Source organism: Caulobacter sp. GW821-FHT10C03 (genome assembly GCF_059415485.1).
Window position 1 is genome coordinate 209,039 of record NZ_JBWKNI010000007.1, and the last position, 19,888, is coordinate 228,926.

Consider the following 19,888-nt stretch of genomic DNA (forward strand, 5'->3'; position numbering starts at 1 on the left):
TTGCGGGACCGGCCGGAGCGATCGCTCCGGCCGGTCCCTTTCGTGTTCGCTAGACCGAAACGCCGCCGTCGATCGTCAGGCTGGCGCCGGTGATGAAGCCCGCCTCGTCGCGCGCCAGGTACGAGACCAGGCCCGCCACTTCCGTGGGCCGGCCCATGCGACCCAACGGGATCAGCGGCAGGATCATCTCCACGTGGGCCGAGGTCATGTCGGTGGTCGTCGGCCCGGGCTGGATGTTGTTGACCGTGATCCCCCGCGAAGCGAGGTCCAGCGCCGCGCCCTTGACCAGTGCGGCCACGGCCGCCTTGGCCATGGTGTAGAGCGTCGCCCCCGTGAAGCCGACACGGGCGACGATATTGCTGCCGATGGTGACGATCCGCCCGCCGTCGGTCATCAGGGGCGCGGCGTGGCGCACGGCCGCGAAGGCCCCCCGAACATTGACCGCCATCACCCGATCGAAGTCCTCGAGCGAGATCTGCTCGATGGGACCACGGTGCAGAACGCCGGTGCTGGCCACCAGGATGTCCAGCCGCCCGAACCGCGCCAGCGTCTCGTCGATCGTCGCCTCCACCTGAGCGGCGTCGCCGCTGTCGGCCTGGAGGGCGACGACCTCGCAGCTCTGGCCGCCCAGCCTCGCGGCCAGGTTCCGCGCCTGATCCGGCGAGGCGAAGTAGGTGAAGACCACCTTGGCTCCGTCCATGGCCAGCCGCTCGACGATGGCCGCGCCGATACCGCGCGACCCGCCCAGCACCAAGGCGACCTTGCCCTGATGTTCGCCTTCGAAATCCATTTCGATCCTCGTTTCTGGAAGCGCCGCCGATCAGTTCTCGGCGGCGTGGTGGCGACCGTCGGCCAGGTGGGCGACGCGTCGATCGGGCAGCAGCCACAACGCGGCGACGGCCACGTAGAGGGCCAACGAGGCCGTGGGCGAGATGATGGCGACCAGCACCCCGGCCGCGTAGCCGGCGATCGACAGGTTCGTCTTCCAGTCGACGCCCAATGCAGCGGCCAGGGCCGACTCCCGTCCCTCGTGACGCGCCAGGCGCGAGGCCAGGAGGCGAAAGGCCGCGCCGGTGATCAGAAGCAGCACGCCGTAGGTCACCACCGGCACGCGGGCGAAGTGGCTCTGCTCCATCCAGGCCGTGGCGAAGGGGATCATCGACAGCCAGAACAGCAGGTGCAGGTTGGCCCACATCACCGAACCGCTGATGCCGCCCGCGGCCCGCAGGAGGTGGTGGTGGTTGTTCCAGTAGATGCCGACATAGGTGAAGCTCAGCGCGTAGCCGAGAAAGGTCGGCAGCAGCGGGATCAGCGCGGCCAGGTCACCGCCTTTGGGCGGCTGCAACTCCAGCACCATGATGGTGATGATGATCGCGATCACGCCGTCGCTAAACGCTTCCAAGCGCGTCTTCGAAATTTGTGTCGCCATGCCGGAACCTCGCGGAAAAGCGCGTTCCAACGCTCGGAAGGAGCACCTGGCGCGTCCTGTCGGCAATAGCTCGACGCCTCCGCGCCGCCCATCCGGCCAAACGTAGGCCCCGGCCTAGACTTTGGTCGTTGCTCCCCGGGGCCAAAGGCCCAGGTTCGCCCGCGCCAAGCTGGGCGTCCTGACTGGAGAGTTCGACGCCGGCGAGACCCTGTCGCGCTCCACGGACTTTTCCTGAAGACGACCCGTCCGGCGCCCTACATCAAGCCGCCATCAAGGAGCGGAGCGCGCGCCATCCCTCGCCGCGTCCCAGGCATCACCCAGCCTTGCCGCCCCTCTCCTCCGCTTATAGGTTGAGCGCGAAGCGCATGGTGCCTTGCGCCGACAGGTAGATTGCAGCGTCCGATGTCCCAACCAGCACCCGCGGCTACGGCCTCCCGCTTCGAGCGCCTGTCAGGTTATCTGCGCGTCGATCCGTCGAACCTGCAATTGATCGCCGACGCGGCCGACGCCGCGCTGGCCGAGGGCCTTTGGCCTGACGTCTCGGACATGGTCGCGCGGTACGCCGCTCTCGAACCGCTGCCCCCCCGCCTGCGCAACACCGCCGGCCTGCTGGCCTTGCACAAGGCCCGCTACACCGACGCGATCGCGCTGTTCGAGCCACTGCTGGCGGCCGCCCCACAGGATCCGCATCTCCGTTTCAACCTGGCCTGGGCCAGCGCCATGGCGGGGACCGCCGAAGCCGTCGTCGATCTGGTCGACGACGCCGTGGTCGCGGCCACGCCGGCCGCCGCGGCGCTCAAGGTGCAGGCCCTGCATCGCCTCGATCGGCTGGACGAGGCGCTCGCGGTCGGCGCCGGCTACGCGGCCGCCGGACACGACGATCAATCCCTGATGAGCGCCTTGGCCGTGGCGGCGATCGACGCCGAGGAGCCGGACCTGGCCCGGACCTATGCGCTGCGGGCGGGCGACACCCACGAGGGCCTTTCGACCCTCGGCGCCCTGGCCCTCGACCAGGGCCACGTGTCGGAAGCCGCGGGCCTGTTCGATCGCGCGCTTGCGGTCGATCCGACCAGCGGCCGCGCCCAGCTGGGCAAGGGTCTGGCCCTGCTGGCCGAAGGCGACGCCGCCGCCGGCGCGCCCCTGGTCGAGGCCGCGGCCGCGCGCTTCGGCGATCACCTGGGCTCGTGGGTCGCCGCCGGCTGGGGCCGCTTCGCGCAAGGCGACCAGGCCGCCGCCCGCCGCCTTTTCGAAAAGGCCCTGGCGCTGGACGACACCTTCGCCGAGACCCATGGGGCGCTGGCGGTCCTCGATGTCATGGACGACCGCATCGACAGCGCCACCCGCCGCTGCCAGGTCGCCTTCCGCCTCGACAAGGCCTGCCTTTCGGCCGCGCTGGCCCGCAGCCTCATGGCCACGCGGCAAGGCGACGCCGCCACGGCCGAACGCATCCGCGCCATCGCCCTCAACACGCCGCTCGGACCGGACGGCCGAACCCTTTCCCAGGCCATGGCCAAGCTCGGCTCGGGCCTGAACGGCACCGGCTGAGCCCTGCCGCCCGGGCGGGCCGGGCGACGGGTTTGCGCCCGGCCGCAACTCCGCTAAGGCTGGCCGCGCAGTCACCCCAGGCCCTGGACGCGAAGCGCTCGTGGAACCCATCTCCAACATCGACGGCCTCGTGGCCCTGCTGCGGCGGCGGCTGCAGGCGCGAGCGGCCGGAACGGCGGGCAAGGCGCGTGCGACGCGCTCCACCACGCGGGACGCCGCCATGATCGAGGGCGTCTACGCCCTCGCCGCCGTGCGCGACGTGGATGATCGACAGCTGGGCCGCGCCTTGATCGAGGCGGTCCTGGCCGAAGGCTTCGGAAGCGAGCTTCTGAACGAGGCCAAGTTCCAGCAGGTGGTCGAGCGCGTGGTCGAAACTCTGGAGGGCGAGCCCCGCTCGGCCGTGCTGCTGCAAAGAGCGATCCAGGACCTGAGATCCGGAATTCGATAGACCCGGTTGCGGCCCGCGCCGCATGAGCTCGCCCACGCGTTGCGGTTGCCCCTTGTTCCACACGTCCGCTTGTGGGAGGTCAGGCGACGGGCGGGTGAGTGACGATGAGCGCCGATCAGGCTCTGGAATTGATGAAGCTGCTGTTCTGGAACAGCGCCGTGGTCTCGGCGCCGGTCCTGATCGCGGCCCTGGTGGTGGGACTGTTGATCAGCGTCCTGCAGGTGGCCACCCAGTTGCAGGAGGCCACGCTGGGCTACGTGCCCAAGCTGATCGTCGCGGTGCTGGTGCTGATGGCGCTGGGCGGCTGGATGATGGGCCGCATCACCAGCTTCGCCACCCACCTGATCCAGATGATCCCCTCGCTCGTCTAGGCCATGACGTTCGAAACCCTGATCCGATGGGTGGTGACCAGCCTGCTTCTCGGCCTGCGGATCGGGCCGGTGTTCGCCATGGCGCCGCCGTTCACCCTCACGCGGACCCCGGCGCTCTTTCGCGTGTTCCTGGGCCTTGGCCTGGCCGGCGTCCTGGCCTCGTCCCTGCCCCAGGACCAATGGGCCTCGGCGCTCGGGGCCGGCGACCTGCTGACGGCCGGGGCGCGCGAGCTGCTGCTCGGCGCGATCTTCGTCCTGGCGTTCCAGGTGATGTTCGCGGGCCTCTACCTGGCCGGCCGAACCGTCGACATCCAGGCCGGCTACGGCCTGGCGATGCTGATCGATCCCACCACGCGGGGGCAGACGCCCCTGGTCGGCGCGCTGCTGGCCTACGCGGCCGGCGCGGTGTTCTTCGCCATGGACGGGCACATCGAACTGCTGCGCCTGCTGCGGGCCTCCGTCGAGGCCGTCCCGCTGGGGACGGGACAGGCGCCCCACAGCCTGCGGCCGCTGACCACCTTCATGTCCGTGGTGTTCATGACCAGCTTCGGCGTCGTGGCGACGGCGGTGCTGGCCCTGTTCGTCGCCGATCTCGCCATCGCCCTGATGTCGCGGACCATGCCGCAGATGAACGTCCTGATCCTGGGGCTGCAGGTGAAGACCCTGCTGCTGCTGCTGGTCCTGCCCATCATGATCGGCTCGGTGGGGGCCCTGCTCGCCCGCCTGGCGACCCTGACGCTCGAAGCCATTCCGGGCCTGCTCTAGGATGGAGAACACCGAACAGAACCGCTCGGAGAAGCCCACCCCCTTCAAGCTGAAGAAGGCGCGCGAGAAGGGATCGGTCGCGCGGAGCATGGACCTGAGCTTCCTGACCGGCTCGTTCGCCCTGCTGGCCTATCTCTGGATAGCCGGCGACACCCTGTGGGTTCAGATCTCGCGGGCGGCCGAGCGGGCCCTGGTCGCCGCGCCGAACGTTTCGGCCAGCGGCCACGAGATCATGGTCGTCACCGCCGGCGTCCTGACCTCGATGTTCCGGCCCCTGGCCTTCCTGTGCGCGACCACCTTCCTGGTCGTGGGACTGTTCGAGGTGGCGCAGACCGGCTTCGTGTTCTCCACCCAGCCTCTGAAACCCGACTTCTCGAAACTCAGCCCCGCCAAGGGCTTCAAGCGGGTGTTCTCGGTGCGCACCCTGATCGAGACGGCCAAGACCCTGCTGAAGCTGGCCGTCTATGCGGCGCTCGTCGCCATCGTGCTCCGCATCGCCTGGGCGGTGGAGGGTCCCGCCGCGACCGACGCCGCCCGGCTGGTCCAGGCGATGGGACACATGGGCCTGCGGTTGCTGACCTTCTTCGTCGGCGCGGCCCTCGTCTTCGCCATCCTCGACCAGTGGCTGGTGCGCCGCGAATTCCTCAAGCAGATGCGCATGAGCCGCCGCGAACTGCGCCGCGAGTCCCGCGATCGCGAAGGCGAACCGCGCATCAAGCAAAGGCGCCGGCAGCTGCACGGCGAATTCGTCAAGATGAGCCAGAGCCTGCGCAACCTGCGCGGGGCCGATGTGCTGCTGACCAACCCGACCCATTTCGCCGTGGCGCTGCGATACGATCCGCGCAGCATGGAAGCGCCGGTCGTCGTCTCGCTGGGCGCCCACCAGTTCGCCCAACGGCTCAAGGCGCTGGCCTTCAGCTACGGCGTGCCGATCGTGCCGGACCCGCCCCTCGCCCGGGCCCTCTATCGCAGCTGCCAGCTGCGGCAGGCCGTGCCGGCCGACTATTACGGTCCCGTCTCCAGGATCTACATGACGCTGCGCGAGCGCCAGCGTGAGCAACCCGCCAGAGAACTATAGTCCATGCTCCAGCGTATCATCAGCAAGAACAAGGACCTCTACCTGGTCGGCGGGGTGGTGGCGATCCTGCTCATCCTGTTCACGCCCATCCCGGCGGTGCTGCTGGACCTGTTCATCATCACCAACTTCTCGCTCGGCCTGACGATCCTGCTGCTGACCTTCTACGTCGCCAAGCCGGTGTCGTTCTCGACCTTCCCGTCGCTTCTGCTGGTGGCCACGCTCTATCGCCTGGCGCTGAACGTCGCGGCGACGCGGCTGATCCTGACCCAGGGCCATGCGGGCCAGGTGATCGACGCGGTCGGCGCCTTCGCGGTGCAGGGCAGCTACGTCGTCGGCCTGGTGGTGTTCTTCATCCTGGTAGTCGTCCAGTACGTGGTCGTCACCTCCGGCGCCCAGCGGGTGTCGGAAGTCGCCGCGCGCTTCGTCCTGGACTCGGTCCCCGGCCAGCAGATGAGCATCGACGCCGACCTCAACATGGGCCTGATCGACCAGCACGAGGCCAAGCGCCGCCGCAAGGAACTGGAAAAGGAAGCCGCCTTCTACGGGGCGATGGACGGGGCCAGCAAGTTCGTCAAGGGCGACGCGGTGGCCGGCGTCATCATCCTGCTGATCAACATCTTCGCCGGCTGGTTCATCGGCGTCGCCCAGATGGGCATGGGCTGGACCGAGGCCCTGCAGACCTTCACCCTGCTGACGATCGGCGACGGCATCGTCACCCAGGTGCCGGCCCTGATCATCTCGGTGGCCACGGGCATCATCGTCACGCGCTCTTCGGCCGACGGCCAACTGAGCGGCGAGGTGTTCAACCAGCTCTCGTCGATTCCCAAGATCCCGTTGATCGTCCTGGGCGCCCTGCTGGTGCTCCTGGCCCTGCCGGGCATGCCCAAGTGGCCGCTGCTGATCCTGATCGCCGTGCTGGGCGCCGTTTGGTTCGCGTCGCGCAAGAAGCGCCCGGAGGACCTGATGGGCGCCAGCATCGAGAGCCCCGCCGACGAAGCCGCCGCCGCGGAAAGCCGCGCGCCCGCGCCGATCGAAGTATTGCTCGGCCGCGAGCTCGGACAGCACTGGCAATCGATGAAGCCCCTGCTCAGCGACCGGATCACCACCCTGCGTCGCCAGCAGGAGAAGGCGACGGGCTTCGCATTCCCCGCCGTCCTCTTCCAGGACGGCGCGCAGCTGGACCCCTACGCCTACGAGATCGTGCTGTCGGGCTCGCGCCACGCCCACGGCAAGCTGTTTCCGCAGCAGACGCTGGCGATCGGCACGGGGCCGGCCAAGCCGCCCCTGACGGGCGTGGAGGCGCGCGACCCCGCTTTCGGCCTGCCCGGCGTCTGGATCGACGCCGACCAGCGCGACCACGCCCAGGACTCCGGCTACACCCTGGTCGATCCGGTGACGGTGATGATGACCCACCTCGGGGAGGTCCTGCGCGTCGAGACGCCGTCGCTGCTGACGCGAACCGACGTCGTGCAGATCCTGGAAGGCGTCCGGACGCGCCAGCCGGGCCTCGTCGAAGAACTGGTCCCCGCCCTGATGACGGTTTCCGACATCCAGAGGATCTTGCAGAACCTGCTCGCCGAAAGCGTCTCCATCCGCAACGTCGACCTGATCGCCGAGGCGCTGGTCGACGTGGCGCGCACCACCAAGGACCATGCCGAACTGACCGAACTGGTGCGGCAGAAACTCAGCCACGGCATCTGCCACGATCTGCGCGGCGCCAACGAGCAACTGGCCGTGCTCAGCCTCAATCCCCGCGTCGAGGCTCAAATCGCCGAAAGCGTGCGGCGCAGCGACGGCAAGAGCGGCTTCGTGATCGACCCTCGCCTGGCCGAGCAGCTGATGCGCAAATTGATCCCGATGGTCGATGCGATGATGCAACAGAATCTGGCGCCGGTGCTGCTGTGCGGCCACGAAGTCCGCCGCCACCTGCGCACATTCACCCGCCGCGCCGTGCCTCGCCTGTCGATCGTTTCGGTCAACGAAATCCCGCATACCATCGACCTGAAGTCGTTCGACGTCGTCAACCTCGACTGACGCCGCCCCACGCGCTACCGATCGTTACATTGCTGAAAAATATCGACACAAATCTTCCAATTGCGCCTTCCTGTGGTTGAGGCCTTTTGCTAGCCATGCCTTATGGGGCAGTACATTGATTTCGTATCGAGCATTCTAGGGCAGTCGCAACGTCGCGCTGAGATCGTTGCCCAGAATCTCGCGAATCTGACGACGCCCGGCTACAAGCGGCGCGTCGATTTCGCCTCCCTGATGGGAGCTGACGGAACCCTCCAGACGGCCAGCGGCACCGATTTTTCCGTCGGCAAGCCCGTCGTGACCGACAACCCCTACGATCTGAGCCTTGGCGCCGAGGGCTTCTTCGCGGTGCGGACCGCCGACACGGTTCTCTACACCCGGCAGGGCCAGTTCAAGCGCGCCGAAGACGGCCGCCTGCTCACCGTCCAGGGCCACGCCCTGCAGCTTCAGGGCGGCGGCGACGTCATCGTCCGCAGCAACGCGTTCAAGGTCAGCGCCGACGGCGTGGTGCTCGACGACGGCCAGCCGGTCGGACGCCTGGCCATCGTGGACGCCGCCGACCGCTCGCGTTTCGTCCGCGCCGAAGGCGGCTTGTTCTCCGCCCCAGCGGACGTCCTCGCCGAGGTCGAAAGTCCGGTCGTGCGCCAGGGCGTGCTCGAAGCCTCGAACGTCAACAGCGGCGACGAGATGATCGCCGTCATGGAAGCGTTGCGCCGCGCCGAGAGCGGGCAGCGGCTGGCGAACGTCTACGACGACCTCATGGGCCGCGCGATCACGACTTTTGGACAGGTCTAGAGCATGAACGGGGCATTCTACATCGCAGCCACCGGGCTTCGGGCCCAGCAGGGCGCGCTCGACGTCACCGCCAACAATATCGCCAACCTCAACACCTCGGGCTTCAAACGCGCGACCGTGCGGTTCTCCGAACTAGTCGCCTCCAATCCGCTGGCGACGGAAGGCGCTCCTCCCTCGGGCGTGTCCTCCGGCGGCGTCGAGCGCGTCTTCACGCAAGGCGACCTTCGCGAGACCGGCGGGTCCATGGACCTGGCGATCCGCGGCGAAGGCTTCATCGAACTGATGGCGCCCTCCGGCCGCAGCGTGCTGTGGCGCGGCGGGACCCTGAAGGTCGGCGAGGACGGCTTTCTCGCCGCCTCGAACGGCATGTCGCTGCGCGGCATGATCGCCGCCCCGACCGGCGCGCATGACTTCCTGATCAGCGCGGACGGCAAGGTGACCGCCCTGCTCGACGACCAGACCCGCAGCGAGATCGGCCGCATCGACCTGACGATGGTGCGCGATCCCGAGGCCCTCTCGGCCGTCGGCGAAGGCGTCTACGAACTGGCCGACGGCGGTCGGGCGACCACGGTCGCCCCCGGCGAAGAGGGCGCCGGCCTTCTCGTCCAGGGGTCGGTCGAAGCCTCCAACGTGCAGATCTCCGACGAGATGGTGACGCTGTTGCTGACCCAGCGGGCCTATGCGGCCAACGCCCAGGTCGTGCAGGCCGGGGACCAGTTGATGGCGATCGCCAACGGCCTGAAACGCTAGTGCCCCTCGCCTGGAGCCTTCTCGCCGCGGCGATCCTGCCAGCCCTCGCCTCGCCCGCGCCCGACGCGCCGCGCCTGGTGGAGATCGAGGGCCCGGTCGTACGGCTGGGCGACGTGGCGGACCTGTCCGGCCTGCGGCCCGACCTTCGCGCGCGCGCCGCGCAGACGCCGATCCTGGCCCTGCGCCCCGGCGCGAGCGCGACGCTGACCGCCGAGCAGATCCAGGCGTACGGACGGCGGCGGATGCCCCTGCTGGCCGCCTGGTGGTCCAGCGAAACCGCCGGGGTCGTGGTGCGCCGTACGACGGGCGCGCCGTCGCTCCAGACTTCCGCCGCATGCGTGCGCCCCCTTCAGGCGATCGATCGCGACCAGATCCTGACCGCCGCGGACTTCACCGACGCGGCCTGCGCCGCCGACGCGCCTCGGACGGCCTGGCGCTATGACCGCGCCGCCCAGGCCTTGCGCGCCGATCGCGACCTGGCGACCAGCGACACCCTCGCCGCCCCGCCCGCCGGCCTGCTGGCCGCCGTGCGTCCGGGCCAGACCGTCCGCGTCACCGCGCGGATCGGCGCCGTCACGGTCGAGCGCGACGCCCAGGCGGTGCAGGCCGCGCGCGCGGGCCGACCGCTCTTCGTCAAGGCCGGCGGCGGGATCTTCGCCGTCGCCGCCGTGGAGCAAGATCAATGATCCTACCCGCCCAGGCCGCGAGGCGCGCCGCCGTCATGGCCCTGGCCATCGCGATCGCGCCGATCGGTGCGGCCGTCGCGTCCGACCTCTACAAGCCCGGCAACTGGTCGGCGATGGCCTCCGACCGTCACGCCGAGCAGGTCGGCGACACCCTGACCGTGGTGATCTACGAAAGCTCGAGCGCCTCGAACACCGCCCAGACCGGCGCGCGCAAGACCCACCGGCTGTCCGGCGAAGCCGGAACGGGAAGCGGCGTCGGCAAGAGCGCGCACCTGAACCTCGGCGGCGAATACGACGGCTCGGGCCAGACCGGTCGCTCGGGCAAGCTGCTGGCCCAGATCAGCGTGACCGTCGATGCGGTCCTGCCCAACGGCGACCTGCATGTCGCCGGCGAACAGGTCCTGAACATCAATGGCGACCGCACCTTCATCCGCCTGAAGGGGCGCGCCCGGCGCGGCGACATTTCCGGCGACAATGCGATCGTCTCCTCGCGGCTGGCCGACGTGATGATCGACTACGACGGCTCGGGCTTCGTGGCCCGCACCGGCAAGCCCGGCGCGGCCGCGCGGATCTTCAACTGGCTGGGCCTTCTGTGATGCGTCGTCCGCTCGCCTTCCTCGTCGCCGTCTTCGCCCTGGCCACGGCCGCCGCGCCCGCCCGGGCCGAGGACGTGCGCGTAAAGGACATCGGCCGCTTCCAGGGCTGGCGCGACAACGCCCTCGTCGGCTACGGCGTCGTCATCGGCCTGTCGGGCTCGGGCGACTCCCCGCGCAGCGAAGTCACCCGCCAGGCCCTGAAGAACGTGCTGGGACGCCTGGGCGTCAACGTGACGCCGGACCAGGTGCAGAGCCGCAACGTCGCGGCGGTGATGGTGACCGCCACCTTGCCGCCGTCGGCCAATGTCGGCGACCGCATCGACGTCACCGTCTCCTCGATCGGCGACGCCCGCAGCCTGGTGGGCGGCACCCTGCTGATGACCCCGCTCGTCGGTCCCGACCAGAAGAGCTACGCCCTGGCCCAGGGACAGCTGGTCGTCGGGGGATACCGTTTCGACTCCGACCTCAACCGCCAGCAGAAGAACTACCCCACCTCGGGGATCATGCCGGCCGGCGCCACGGTCGAGGCGGCCGTCGACGCCCACCTGCTGGGAGCGGATGGGACCCTCACCTTCATCCTCAAGGATCCGGACTTCACCACCGCCGAGCGCGTGGCCGACGCGATCAACCAGGCCCTGGGAAGCGGCGTGGCCTCGGTGCGCGACGCCGACGCCGTGTCGATCGCGGCCCAGGCCGACCGCGCCCGCCTCTATCGGCTGATCACGCGGGTCGAAAACGTCCGGGTCAATCCAGACGCCCAGGCGCGCGTGGTGATCAACGAGCGTTCGGGCACGGTGGTGGCCGGCGGCGGCGTGCGGATCTCCAGCGTGGTGATCTCGCAGGGGGACGTGCGCGTCTCGGTGACCGCCGAGAACCAGGCCTCGCAGCCGGTCTACGGCTACACCTACGGCGCCGGCGGCGAAGGGGGCGGCGTACGCAGCCTGATCGTCACCAACACCAAGCTCGAAGTGGCCGAATCCAAGGACGCTGTCGTGCAGTTTCCCGACACGACGGTCGCCGACCTCGTGCAGGGCCTGACGCGCGCCCACGTCGATACGCGGTCCACCATCGCCATCCTCCAGGCCATCAAGGCGGCTGGAGCGCTGCATGCCGACATCCTGGTCCAGTAGGAGCGCGCCATGAGTTCCCTTTCGAGCATCGTCGCGCTGAAGGCCCTGGACGGGCTTTCCCGTCGCGCGGTCGTCACCGCCGAGAACATCGCCAACGCGGGAACGGCGAACTACCGCCCCCGGCGGGTGAGCTTTGAACAGGCCCTGGCCAGCGCCGCAGGTAGCGGCGCGCCGGCCGTGCTGGCGGTCGAACCGTCGGTCGAGGCCTCGGTCGAGCCGCAGGTCCGGCTGGACCTGGAAATGTCGACGGCCAGCACCACCCAGATGCGCTACGCGGCGCTGATCGAGGTGCTGAACCGGCAGGCCCAGCTGCGGGCCCTGTCGATCAAGGGGAGCCTCTGACCATGCAGGCCATGGAAATCAGCCGCACCGGCCTGGACGTCGAATGGCGACGGCTCGAGATCATCGCCGAGAACCTGGCCAACGCCAACACCGCCCGCACGGCGACGGGCGAGCCCTATCGGGCGATGCGTCTGGTGTCGGGGCCGCGGCAGGGCTTCGCCGACATGCTCAAGGCCGGCGAGACCCCCGCGGGCGGCGTGATGGTCTATGGCGTCGAGCCGATCAACGCCCCGCCTCGGCGCGTGTACGAGCCGGCCAATCCGCAGGCCGACACCGACGGCTACGTCTCCTATCCCGGCTACGACCACGCGGGCGAAATGACCCTGATGCTGAAAACCTCCAGGGCCTACGAGGCCAATCTCGTCGCGCTGGGCGCGGCGCGGCAGATGTACGCCAAGGCCATGGAACTGGGACGCCGCTGATGAGCATCGTACCGATCCAGGCCCTGGACGCCGCCGCGGTCGATCCCGTTCTCGCCCGCGCCATGGCGCCGATGACGCCCGCGCCGGCCGTCTCGCGCGCCCCCGAAACCTCGTTCAGCCAGCTGATGGCCGACGGCGTCGATGGGGTGAACCGCAAGCTGCTCGCCGCCGAGGACATGGCCACGGCCTTCGCCCTCGACGACAGCGTGCCGCTGCACCAGGTCACCTATGCGCTTGAAGAGGCCCGCCTGTCGTTCGAACTGGCCCTGCAGGTCCGCGCCCGGCTGGTCGAGGCCTACCAGGACCTCTCGAAGATGCAGCTCTAGACGTCAATGACGCGCGCCGCCCTCTCCTCTCCCCGGACTTCGTCCTAGCATGACGCCGCTCGAACAGTTCCGAACCGCTTCCCCGACCCGCCAAGTGGCCATCGTGGCCACCGGCGTCGTGCTGCTGTGCGCCGTCTTCTTCGCCGTCTACTGGCTGGTGCTCCGCAAGCCCTACGGCGTGCTGTTCACCAATCTGCGCGACATGGACGCCGCCACCATCGTAGGCGAGCTCGACAAGAAGAAGATCCCCTACAAGCTGGCCGATCACGGCGCCACGATCCTGGTGCCCGAGGATCAGGTCGACGGCGCGCGCCTGGACGTGATGAGCCAGGACCTGCCGCTCAAGGGCATGGTCGGCTTCGAGCTGTTCAACAAGTCCGACATGGGGCTGACCGAGTTCGCCCAGAAGATCAACTATCAGCGGGCCCTGCAGGGCGAGCTGGCGCGCACGATCATGACCCTGGACGGGATCGAGACCGCGCGCGTCCACCTTTCCCTGGCCGAGCAGACGATCTTTCGCGGAGACCGCCAGCCGGCCAAGGCCTCGGTGACCCTCGCGCCGCGAACCGGCCGGACCCTGACGCCGGCGACGATCCGCGGCGTCCAGCGCCTGGTCGCCGCCGCCGTCACCGACCTGAAGGCGTCGGACGTCGTCGTCCTGGACGGCGAAGGCCAGATCGTCAGCGCCGAGCCCTCCGCCCAGCTCGACACCGGCTCCACGGCCGCGGAAACCGACCTCTCGGCCCGGGTCCGGCGCGCCCTGTCGAGCCTGCTGCCCGACGGCCGCTTCCAGGTGGTCGTCCTGGCGGGCAAGGCCATCGTCCCCGACGCCCAGACCGTGCCCGGCGCCCGCTCGGGCGTGCGTGTCGACATCACGCTGGAGGCCCCGGCGAGCCCCGAGCTTCAGCTCCGCGCCAAGGCCCTGGCCGAAGCGGCGATCGGCGCCGATTCCACGGCGGGCGACCTGGTGACCGTGTCGGCCTCTGATCAGCCGCTGGCGCCGGTCGTGGCCGAGCCGACGGCGCCGGCCCTCGCCCCCGCCATCCCGGCCGTCGCGCCCCCGTCCCCGACGGCGGCGCGGTCGGAAACGCCGTTCAGCGGCGTCGTGACGGTCTATGCGGTCGTCCTGCTGGTCGCCTTGCTGGCCGTAGCCTTCCTGCTCCACGCCCGTCGCCCTGGCCGCCGTCTGAGCGCGCGCGAACAGGAAGCCTATGCTCGTCGCCTGGCGGCGCTGTTGGATGAGAGGGACGCCGTTGCGACCTCAGGTATCTGACCGGGCCTTCCGCAGGCTCGTCGCCGAACTGGCCCAGGCCGCCCCCGAAGACGTTCGGGGCGTACTGGATCAGCTCGCCCCGTCCCACCGGGATGAGGTTCGGGCCCTGCTCGCCGCCTATGACGGCGCGCCCGTGGAAACCATCCGCCCACGCACGGCCGAACAGGCCAAACCATCGGGCCTGTCCCCCTGGCTGGAGGCTCGGGCCCGGAGCGCAGGTCCGAACCTCGGCTTCTCCATGACCCCGACGGCGACGGTCGCCTTGCGCGGCTGCATCCCCGCGCTCGGCGACGAGGCGCGCCCGTCGCCGCGGCCGCGCGCGCCGACGCCTGGTCGCGCCAACGGCCTCGATGGCCTGCTGGCCCGCCTGCGGGGGCGACGATGAGCATCATCAAGTCCTCGCAGTCCGATCAGGCCGCGCGGGCGGTGCGCCCGCTATCGGCGCCCCGTTCGGCGACGCCGGTCGATCCCAAGCTCGCCGCCCTGGCCGAAGAGCTGAGCCAGGCCCAGGCGCAAGGCGCCGCCCTCGCCGCCGAACTGGCGGATCGCGACACCCGGATCGGACGCTTGGACGAGCAGCTGGCCGAAGCCGTTCGGCAAGCCCGCGCCGAGGGGCGCGAGGCTGGGCTTCGGGAAGCCGAGGATGACGGCGCGCGCCGGTTCGAACGCCTGGACAAGACCCTCGACGCCGCCCTGAACCGCTTCGCCGTCGAGACCGAGCGGATGGAGCAGCTGGCCGTGGCCCTGGCCGCCGAGGGCCTGCGCAAGATCATCGGCGACGTCGAGGTCCACCACGACCTGCTGGCCCGGACGATCCGCCACCATGTCGATGCGATCGCCGGCGCAACGGTCATAGAAGTGGCGGTCTCCCGCGACGACTTCGCCGATCCGGAGGCTCTCGCGCGCCTGGCCAGCGGGGTCGATCGCTCCGAACTGCGGCTGGTCGCCTCCCCCGACCTGGCCTCGGGCGACTGCCAGCTGCGGCTCAAGCTCGGCGCCATGGAGATCGGCGTCGATCGCCAATGGGAGCGGCTGAACGCCCTGTTCGCCGATCTCGGCGCGCGGAGCGCCGCCGAATGATCGAGCACGCCTTCCTGGACGCGGTCCGCGCGGTCGACCTGGTGGTCCGCACCGGACGCGTGCGCCGCATTCGCTCCACCTACATCGAGGCGGACGGGCCCAACCTGCCGATGGGAGGGCTGTGCGAGATCGAGACCACGGCGAAGAACCGCGTCAGCCTGGCCGAGGTGGTCGGCGTCAACGAGGACAGCGTCGTGCTGGCGCCGTTCGACGACGCGGCGGCGACCTTTTCGGGCGCGCGAGTGACGGCCGCTTCGGCCCAGTCCGACGGCGCGCCGGTCGGCGACGCCTTCCTCGGGCGGGCGGTCGACGCCCTCGCCCGTCCGATCGACGGCCGTGGCCCCGTAGCCGCCACCGCGCGCGGACGCCTCGACGGCGAGGTCGCCGCGCCGATGCAGCGGACCTCGCCCAAGCGGGTGTTCGAGACCGGCGTGCGCGCCATCGACGGCCTTCTGACCCTGGCCCGCGGCCAGCGGGTCGGCATCTTCGCCGCCGCCGGCGTTGGCAAGACGACCCTGATGACCCAGATCGCGCGGCAGGTCGGCGTCGACCGCTGCGTCATCTGCCTGGTCGGCGAGCGCGGCCGCGAGGTCGAGGCGTTCTGGCGCGGCCTGCCTGCGCAGGCCAAGGCGCGCTCGACCCTGGTGGCCGCGACCTCGGACCAGAGCGCGGCCATGCGCGCCCGCGCCGGCCGCTACGCCCTGGCCCTGGCGGAGCATTGGCGGGCCCAGGGGCACGACGTGCTGCTGTTCATCGACTCGGCGACGCGCCTGGCCATGGCCTTGCGCGAGATCGGGTTGGCGGCCGGCGAGCCGCCGACCATTCGCGCCTATACGCCCAGCGTGTTCGCCGCCATTCCCAGGATCGTCGAGCGTTGCGGCGCGGTAGCCGGCGGCGGCTCGATCACGGCGATCATGACCGTGCTGAGCGAAACCGACGACATCGACGACCCGATCGCCGAAATGATGAAGTCGCTGCTCGACGGCCACATCCTGCTGTCGCGCGACCTGGCCGAGCAAGGTCGGTATCCGGCGATCGACGTGCCGCGCAGCATCAGTCGCCTCGCCGGCGCGGTGGCCGAACCCACCGCCCGCGCCGCGGCGACGCGGGCCGTCGAGGCGCTCAGCACCTACGAGACCTCGCGCACCCTGATCGAGACCGGCATGTACGTGCGCGGCGCCAACGCCGACATCGACCGGGCGCTCGAGCTTCGACCGGCGCTGCTCGACTATCTGAGACAGGCCGAGGACGAGCGCACGCCCTATTCGACCGCCTGCGAGCGACTGGTCTCTCTGATCGGAGCGAGGGCCTGATGGCGCGACGCGATCAGCCCGAGCGACTGCGCCAGATCGGCCGCGTGCGGGCGCTGCAGAGCCAGGTCGCCGAAGCCGCCGCCGCCCGCGCCGCCGCCGACCTCGACGAGGCCCGCGCGCGTCGCGACCGTGGCGACGAGCGCCTGGCCGATGAACAGGACCGCTGGGCGGCCGCCCTGGCCGCCCCGTCGATGGCGCTGGAGGTGATCGGCGCCTGGAGTGCTTCGATCGACCTCGCGCGCGCCGAACTGGGCGTCCTGGAGACTCGCCTTTGCGACGCCGGCGATGTCGCCGACGCCCGCTCGAAGGCCTGGCGCGTCGCCCTGGCCAAGGAACGCCAGGCCCAGCGGGTCGAACGCTCGGCCGCGCGCCGGGCGCGGCGCGCCAGGGAGGAGGCCCAGTTGGCCGACGCCGCCGACCGTACGACGCAGAGGAGCGTCGGCCGATGAAGATCGCCGCGACCGCCCCTCCCCTGCTCGTTTCCCGAAGCGCGCCGACACTGCGCGCCGACCTGCCGACGGGCGCGTTCGAGGCCTTGCTGCGCGGCGCCGACCAGCCGCGCGGTTTCGACGACCTGGGCATGTTCGGCCGCCGTCCCGAAGTCGTCGAGACCGCCGACCGCGCGGACGAGCCCCTGGCTCCGTCCGACCAGTCGGCCGCCCCCGTGAGCGACGGCGAGACCGCGGTCTCTGCGACGCCCCGGGGGCAGGCCGCTCCCCCGCCGACGCCTGACGGCTTCGCCTCCGGCGTGGCCCGTATCGTCCTGCGGGAAACCGCGGAAGCCGCGCCCCCGACGACGCTTGGTCCTTCGGCGCTCGTCGCTCATGCCGATGGTCCCATCGAGATCCTCGTCCTCCCGGCCGCCGCCCTGGCCGAGCCCGTCGAAGGTCCAGAAGCGACCGCCACGCCGCCCGCCAGGCCCGACGCCCGGCCGCCGGCCGGCTCGAACCTCAGCGTGGTGGTCGCCGATCAGCCGGACGGCCTGCGGGTGGCCATCGGCGGCCTGTCGCTCGCCCCGTCAGCGCTGGATCGCCTGCGGCGCAAGATCGCCGAACTGGCGGCCGAACTGGGCTTTGCCCTGTCGGAGCTCTCGCTGAACGGCGAGACCCTCGATCCTTCCTTCCCTCTGGCCCTTGGAGACGTCCATGGCGACCGAGTCCGTTAGTTCCGTGAGCTCGTCGGCCGCCTACGGCCTCGATTTTCAGTCCCTTCTGAAGATCATCCTGACCCAGCTGACCTATCAAGATCCGCTGAAGCCCGTGGACAACTTCCAGTTCGTCTCGCAGCTGGCGCAGTTCTCGCAGCTCCAGCAGAGCCAGACGCTCAACGACCAGATCACCAACCTGCTCTCCGCCCAGGCGGCCAACCAGGCGGTCAGCCTCCTGGGCCGCACGGTCGACGTCGTCAGCGACGTGACGACCCAGTCGGGCGTGGTCCAGTCGGTCTCATTCAGCAACGGTCAGCCCTTGGCGACGATCAAGACGTCCGACGGCGCGATCATCTCCAGCATCTCGATCGCCGACATCACCCAAGTCCGTTAGGAGCCCATCAAATGCTTGGATCCATCTACGTCGGACTGAGCGGCATGAACGCCTTCTCCAAAGGCCTTCAGACCATCAGCAACAACGTCGCCAACATGAACACCCTCGGTTTCAAGGCGACGAAGGCGAGCTTCGCCGACTCGTTCAACAGCGGCGGCGGCTGGCTGGGCTCGGCCAGCGGTCTGGCCTACGCGCAAAGCGGGACCGGCGTTCACGTCGGCCTGCCGCAGATCGACTTCAAGCAGGGCGAGCTGCGCACCTCGACGGGCGAGCTCGACCTGGCGATCGATGGCGGCGGCTTCCTGATGCTGCTGGAAGGCTCGCAAACCTACTACACCCGCACAGGGCAGTTCGTGGTCGACGACTCCGGCTACATCACCCTCTCCGGCACGGACCGCCGGCTGGCCGTGATCGGCGCCGACGGCAAGCCGGCCCCGCTCGACATCGACGGCGACCGCGTCGATCCGCCGGCCGCGACCACCAAGATCGCCTTCTCCGGCAACATCTCGTCGACCGGAACCGAAGCCACGGTCTCCAGCATCAACGTCTACGACTCCGCCGGGGCCAAGCAGGTCTGGCAGGTGAAGCTGACGCCGGTCACCTCGGCCACAGGCCAGTGGACGGCGACGGTGACCGACCAGAACGGCAAGACGATGGGAACCTCCACGATCACGTTCACCGGCGGCATCGTCGACTCGACCAGCGCCACCATGACGATCACCGACACTCCGGCGGGCGCCGATCCGCTTTCGGTGGTGCTCGACTTCTCCGTCGGGGTGACCTCGTATTCCTCCGGCACGACCTCCTCGCTGCGCGCCGACTCGGTGGACGGCTCGGCCTCGGGCGCCTTGAGCTCCGTCGGCGTCGACGCCGACGGCAAGATCAAGCTGTCCTACGACAATGGCGAGACCAAGCTCCTGGGAGCGGTCGCCATGGTCGACTTCCGTGACCCGGACAAGCTGAAGCAGATCGGCGACGGCCTGTTCGAGTACGCCGGATCGAACATCCCCTACGTCACCAGCAGCGGCGCGGCCGGAGTCGGCAAGCTGGTGTCCAAGCAGTTGGAAGCGTCCAACGTCGACCTGTCGGCCGAGTTCGGCGAGCTGATCCTGATCCAGCGCGGTTTCCAGGCCGCCTCGCAGGTGGTCAGCATCTCCAACGACATGATCCAGCAGCTGTTCGGCGTCCGAGGTCAGGGGTGAGCTCAAGGCCTCGCCCCTGGGCGCCGCCCGGCGGCGCTTCGGACCCGCGTATCGTCGCCAGGACGGCGACGGTCGTCGAGGGCTGGGCGGCGCGCTGGTTCGGCCAGCGCCGCATGGTGGTTTCCGGCTGGCGCGCGTCTCCCGCCGCCGATCGCGCCGCACCCGAAGGCGACTGGCGTGTTCCCCGCACGGCCGTCGCCGCCCATTGCCCCGATCGCGGCAAGACCCGGCTGCTGGAATGGGCGCTGGACGTCAGCTTCGAGCAGGACACGCCCAGCCCCGCGGATCACCGCGTCCTGGACGCGTTCTTCGACAAGGCCGTCGACGATCTGGTCGGCGCGCTGGAGGAGACCCTGGGCGTTTCGGGCCAGGAACCGTCCCGCGGCGACGGCGAGCGGCTGACGCTCGACCTCGCGGACGCCAACGGCCTGAAGCTGCTGTCGCTGGCGGCGCCGCTCTCGGTCTTCGTGGCCTTGCGCAAGGCCCTGGCCGGGCCGCCGGCCGCGCCGCGCGCGCCGCTGACGCCGATCCTGACCGCCGCGGCCGATGCCGAAGTCACGCTGGACGTGGTGCTGGGCCGGGCCCGGGCCGGACTGGCGGACGTGCGGGGCTTGGCGGCCGGCGACGTCCTCGTCCTCGCCACGCCGCTGTCCGGCGAGATCCTGTTGACCGCCCCCAGCGGCGCTGTCGCCGGGGCCCGGCTCGTCGAACATGAGGGTCGGAGAGCCCTGACCCTGCAGTCCATTGTAAAAGAGCGTGTTTGAG

At 70.0% G+C, this 19,888-nt stretch carries 25 protein-coding genes; 23 read left to right on the forward strand and 2 right to left on the reverse strand.

Annotated elements, in window-relative coordinates; all coding sequences use genetic code 11:
• Positions 1 to 49: 49 nt before the first annotated feature.
• Both AC07NG_RS11950 and AC07NG_RS11955 read right to left on the reverse strand, forming a co-directional pair.
• The gene (locus AC07NG_RS11950; protein ID WP_492857108.1) at positions 50 to 790 is read right to left on the reverse strand and encodes an SDR family oxidoreductase; all 741 of its coding nucleotides are present in this window, start codon (positions 788 to 790) and stop codon (positions 50 to 52) included.
• Positions 791 to 820: 30 nt separating this feature from the next.
• Positions 821 to 1,402, reverse strand: coding sequence for a TMEM175 family protein (locus AC07NG_RS11955; protein ID WP_494594239.1), 582 nt, complete (start codon positions 1,400 to 1,402; stop codon positions 821 to 823).
• Positions 1,403 to 1,831: 429 nt separating this feature from the next.
• Here AC07NG_RS11955 and AC07NG_RS11960 point away from each other — a divergent pair, with 429 nt between their 5' ends.
• The 23 genes from AC07NG_RS11960 (at position 1,832) to AC07NG_RS12070 (ending at position 19,887) form a co-directional block, all read left to right on the forward strand.
• Positions 1,832 to 2,974, forward strand: coding sequence for a tetratricopeptide repeat protein (locus tag AC07NG_RS11960; protein WP_494594240.1), 1,143 nt, complete (start codon positions 1,832 to 1,834; stop codon positions 2,972 to 2,974).
• Between the two features lie 100 nt (positions 2,975 to 3,074).
• A complete protein-coding gene (locus tag AC07NG_RS11965) occupies positions 3,075 to 3,422 on the forward strand; it encodes a hypothetical protein (protein WP_492857105.1) in 348 nt (115 codons plus the stop codon).
• A 104-nt stretch (positions 3,423 to 3,526) separates the two neighbouring features.
• The gene (fliQ, locus tag AC07NG_RS11970) at positions 3,527 to 3,793 is read left to right on the forward strand and encodes a flagellar biosynthesis protein FliQ (RefSeq protein ID WP_492857104.1); all 267 of its coding nucleotides are present in this window, start codon (positions 3,527 to 3,529) and stop codon (positions 3,791 to 3,793) included.
• A gap of 3 nt (positions 3,794 to 3,796) precedes the next feature.
• Positions 3,797 to 4,558: a flagellar biosynthetic protein FliR gene (locus AC07NG_RS11975; RefSeq protein ID WP_492857103.1), complete on the forward strand. Its 762-nt coding sequence runs from the start codon at positions 3,797 to 3,799 to the stop codon at positions 4,556 to 4,558.
• 1 nt (position 4,559) lies between these two features.
• Positions 4,560 to 5,636: an EscU/YscU/HrcU family type III secretion system export apparatus switch protein gene (locus AC07NG_RS11980; RefSeq protein ID WP_494594241.1), complete on the forward strand. Its 1,077-nt coding sequence runs from the start codon at positions 4,560 to 4,562 to the stop codon at positions 5,634 to 5,636.
• Between the two features lie 3 nt (positions 5,637 to 5,639).
• Complete coding sequence (locus AC07NG_RS11985; RefSeq protein WP_494594242.1) at positions 5,640 to 7,670, forward strand: flagellar biosynthesis protein FlhA; 2,031 nt, start codon at positions 5,640 to 5,642, stop codon at positions 7,668 to 7,670.
• A 102-nt stretch (positions 7,671 to 7,772) separates the two neighbouring features.
• Positions 7,773 to 8,462 (forward strand): flagellar hook-basal body protein, encoded by a 690-nt coding sequence (locus tag AC07NG_RS11990; protein ID WP_494594243.1) that lies wholly within the window; start codon positions 7,773 to 7,775, stop codon positions 8,460 to 8,462.
• Between the two features lie 3 nt (positions 8,463 to 8,465).
• Entirely contained in the window at positions 8,466 to 9,212 is a 747-nt protein-coding gene (locus AC07NG_RS11995) for a flagellar hook-basal body protein (RefSeq protein WP_492857099.1), read from the forward strand.
• On the forward strand, positions 9,212 to 9,898 hold the full coding sequence (locus AC07NG_RS12000; RefSeq protein WP_494594244.1) for a hypothetical protein: 687 nt from the start codon (positions 9,212 to 9,214) through the stop codon (positions 9,896 to 9,898). Before AC07NG_RS11995 ends, AC07NG_RS12000 begins: the two co-directional genes overlap by 1 nt.
• Positions 9,895 to 10,494: a flagellar basal body L-ring protein FlgH gene (locus tag AC07NG_RS12005; protein WP_494594245.1), complete on the forward strand. Its 600-nt coding sequence runs from the start codon at positions 9,895 to 9,897 to the stop codon at positions 10,492 to 10,494. The genes AC07NG_RS12000 and AC07NG_RS12005 overlap by 4 nt, the downstream gene beginning before the upstream one ends.
• Positions 10,494 to 11,624, forward strand: coding sequence for a flagellar basal body P-ring protein FlgI (locus AC07NG_RS12010; RefSeq protein WP_494594246.1), 1,131 nt, complete (start codon positions 10,494 to 10,496; stop codon positions 11,622 to 11,624). Before AC07NG_RS12005 ends, AC07NG_RS12010 begins: the two co-directional genes overlap by 1 nt.
• Before the next feature lie 9 nt (positions 11,625 to 11,633).
• A complete protein-coding gene (locus AC07NG_RS12015) occupies positions 11,634 to 11,966 on the forward strand; it encodes a flagellar basal body rod protein FlgB (RefSeq protein ID WP_492857095.1) in 333 nt (110 codons plus the stop codon).
• 2 nt (positions 11,967 to 11,968) lie between these two features.
• The gene (flgC, locus tag AC07NG_RS12020; RefSeq protein WP_494594247.1) at positions 11,969 to 12,388 is read left to right on the forward strand and encodes a flagellar basal body rod protein FlgC; all 420 of its coding nucleotides are present in this window, start codon (positions 11,969 to 11,971) and stop codon (positions 12,386 to 12,388) included.
• A complete protein-coding gene (fliE, locus tag AC07NG_RS12025; RefSeq protein ID WP_492857093.1) occupies positions 12,388 to 12,714 on the forward strand; it encodes a flagellar hook-basal body complex protein FliE in 327 nt (108 codons plus the stop codon). The genes flgC and fliE overlap by 1 nt, the downstream gene beginning before the upstream one ends.
• A 49-nt stretch (positions 12,715 to 12,763) precedes the next feature.
• Positions 12,764 to 13,987 (forward strand): flagellar basal-body MS-ring/collar protein FliF, encoded by a 1,224-nt coding sequence (gene fliF, locus AC07NG_RS12030; protein ID WP_494594248.1) that lies wholly within the window; start codon positions 12,764 to 12,766, stop codon positions 13,985 to 13,987.
• Positions 13,968 to 14,372: a hypothetical protein gene (locus tag AC07NG_RS12035; protein WP_494594249.1), complete on the forward strand. Its 405-nt coding sequence runs from the start codon at positions 13,968 to 13,970 to the stop codon at positions 14,370 to 14,372. Before fliF ends, AC07NG_RS12035 begins: the two co-directional genes overlap by 20 nt.
• Complete coding sequence (locus AC07NG_RS12040) at positions 14,369 to 15,067, forward strand: FliH/SctL family protein (protein WP_492857090.1); 699 nt, start codon at positions 14,369 to 14,371, stop codon at positions 15,065 to 15,067. Before AC07NG_RS12035 ends, AC07NG_RS12040 begins: the two co-directional genes overlap by 4 nt.
• Positions 15,064 to 16,380, forward strand: coding sequence for a FliI/YscN family ATPase (locus AC07NG_RS12045; RefSeq protein WP_492857089.1), 1,317 nt, complete (start codon positions 15,064 to 15,066; stop codon positions 16,378 to 16,380). Before AC07NG_RS12040 ends, AC07NG_RS12045 begins: the two co-directional genes overlap by 4 nt.
• Positions 16,380 to 16,829 (forward strand): hypothetical protein, encoded by a 450-nt coding sequence (locus AC07NG_RS12050; protein ID WP_494594250.1) that lies wholly within the window; start codon positions 16,380 to 16,382, stop codon positions 16,827 to 16,829. The genes AC07NG_RS12045 and AC07NG_RS12050 overlap by 1 nt, the downstream gene beginning before the upstream one ends.
• Positions 16,826 to 17,545 (forward strand): hypothetical protein, encoded by a 720-nt coding sequence (locus tag AC07NG_RS12055; RefSeq protein WP_494594251.1) that lies wholly within the window; start codon positions 16,826 to 16,828, stop codon positions 17,543 to 17,545. The genes AC07NG_RS12050 and AC07NG_RS12055 overlap by 4 nt, the downstream gene beginning before the upstream one ends.
• Positions 17,526 to 17,921 carry a flagellar hook capping FlgD N-terminal domain-containing protein gene (locus tag AC07NG_RS12060; protein ID WP_492857086.1) on the forward strand — a complete coding sequence of 132 codons (396 nt, stop codon included), beginning with the start codon at positions 17,526 to 17,528 and terminating at the stop codon, positions 17,919 to 17,921. The genes AC07NG_RS12055 and AC07NG_RS12060 overlap by 20 nt, the downstream gene beginning before the upstream one ends.
• 11 nt (positions 17,922 to 17,932) lie before the next feature.
• Positions 17,933 to 19,123 carry a flagellar hook protein FlgE gene (locus AC07NG_RS12065; RefSeq protein WP_494594252.1) on the forward strand — a complete coding sequence of 397 codons (1,191 nt, stop codon included), beginning with the start codon at positions 17,933 to 17,935 and terminating at the stop codon, positions 19,121 to 19,123.
• A complete protein-coding gene (locus AC07NG_RS12070; RefSeq protein WP_494594253.1) occupies positions 19,120 to 19,887 on the forward strand; it encodes a FliM/FliN family flagellar motor C-terminal domain-containing protein in 768 nt (255 codons plus the stop codon). Before AC07NG_RS12065 ends, AC07NG_RS12070 begins: the two co-directional genes overlap by 4 nt.
• The last annotated feature ends 1 nt before the right edge of the window (position 19,888 follow it).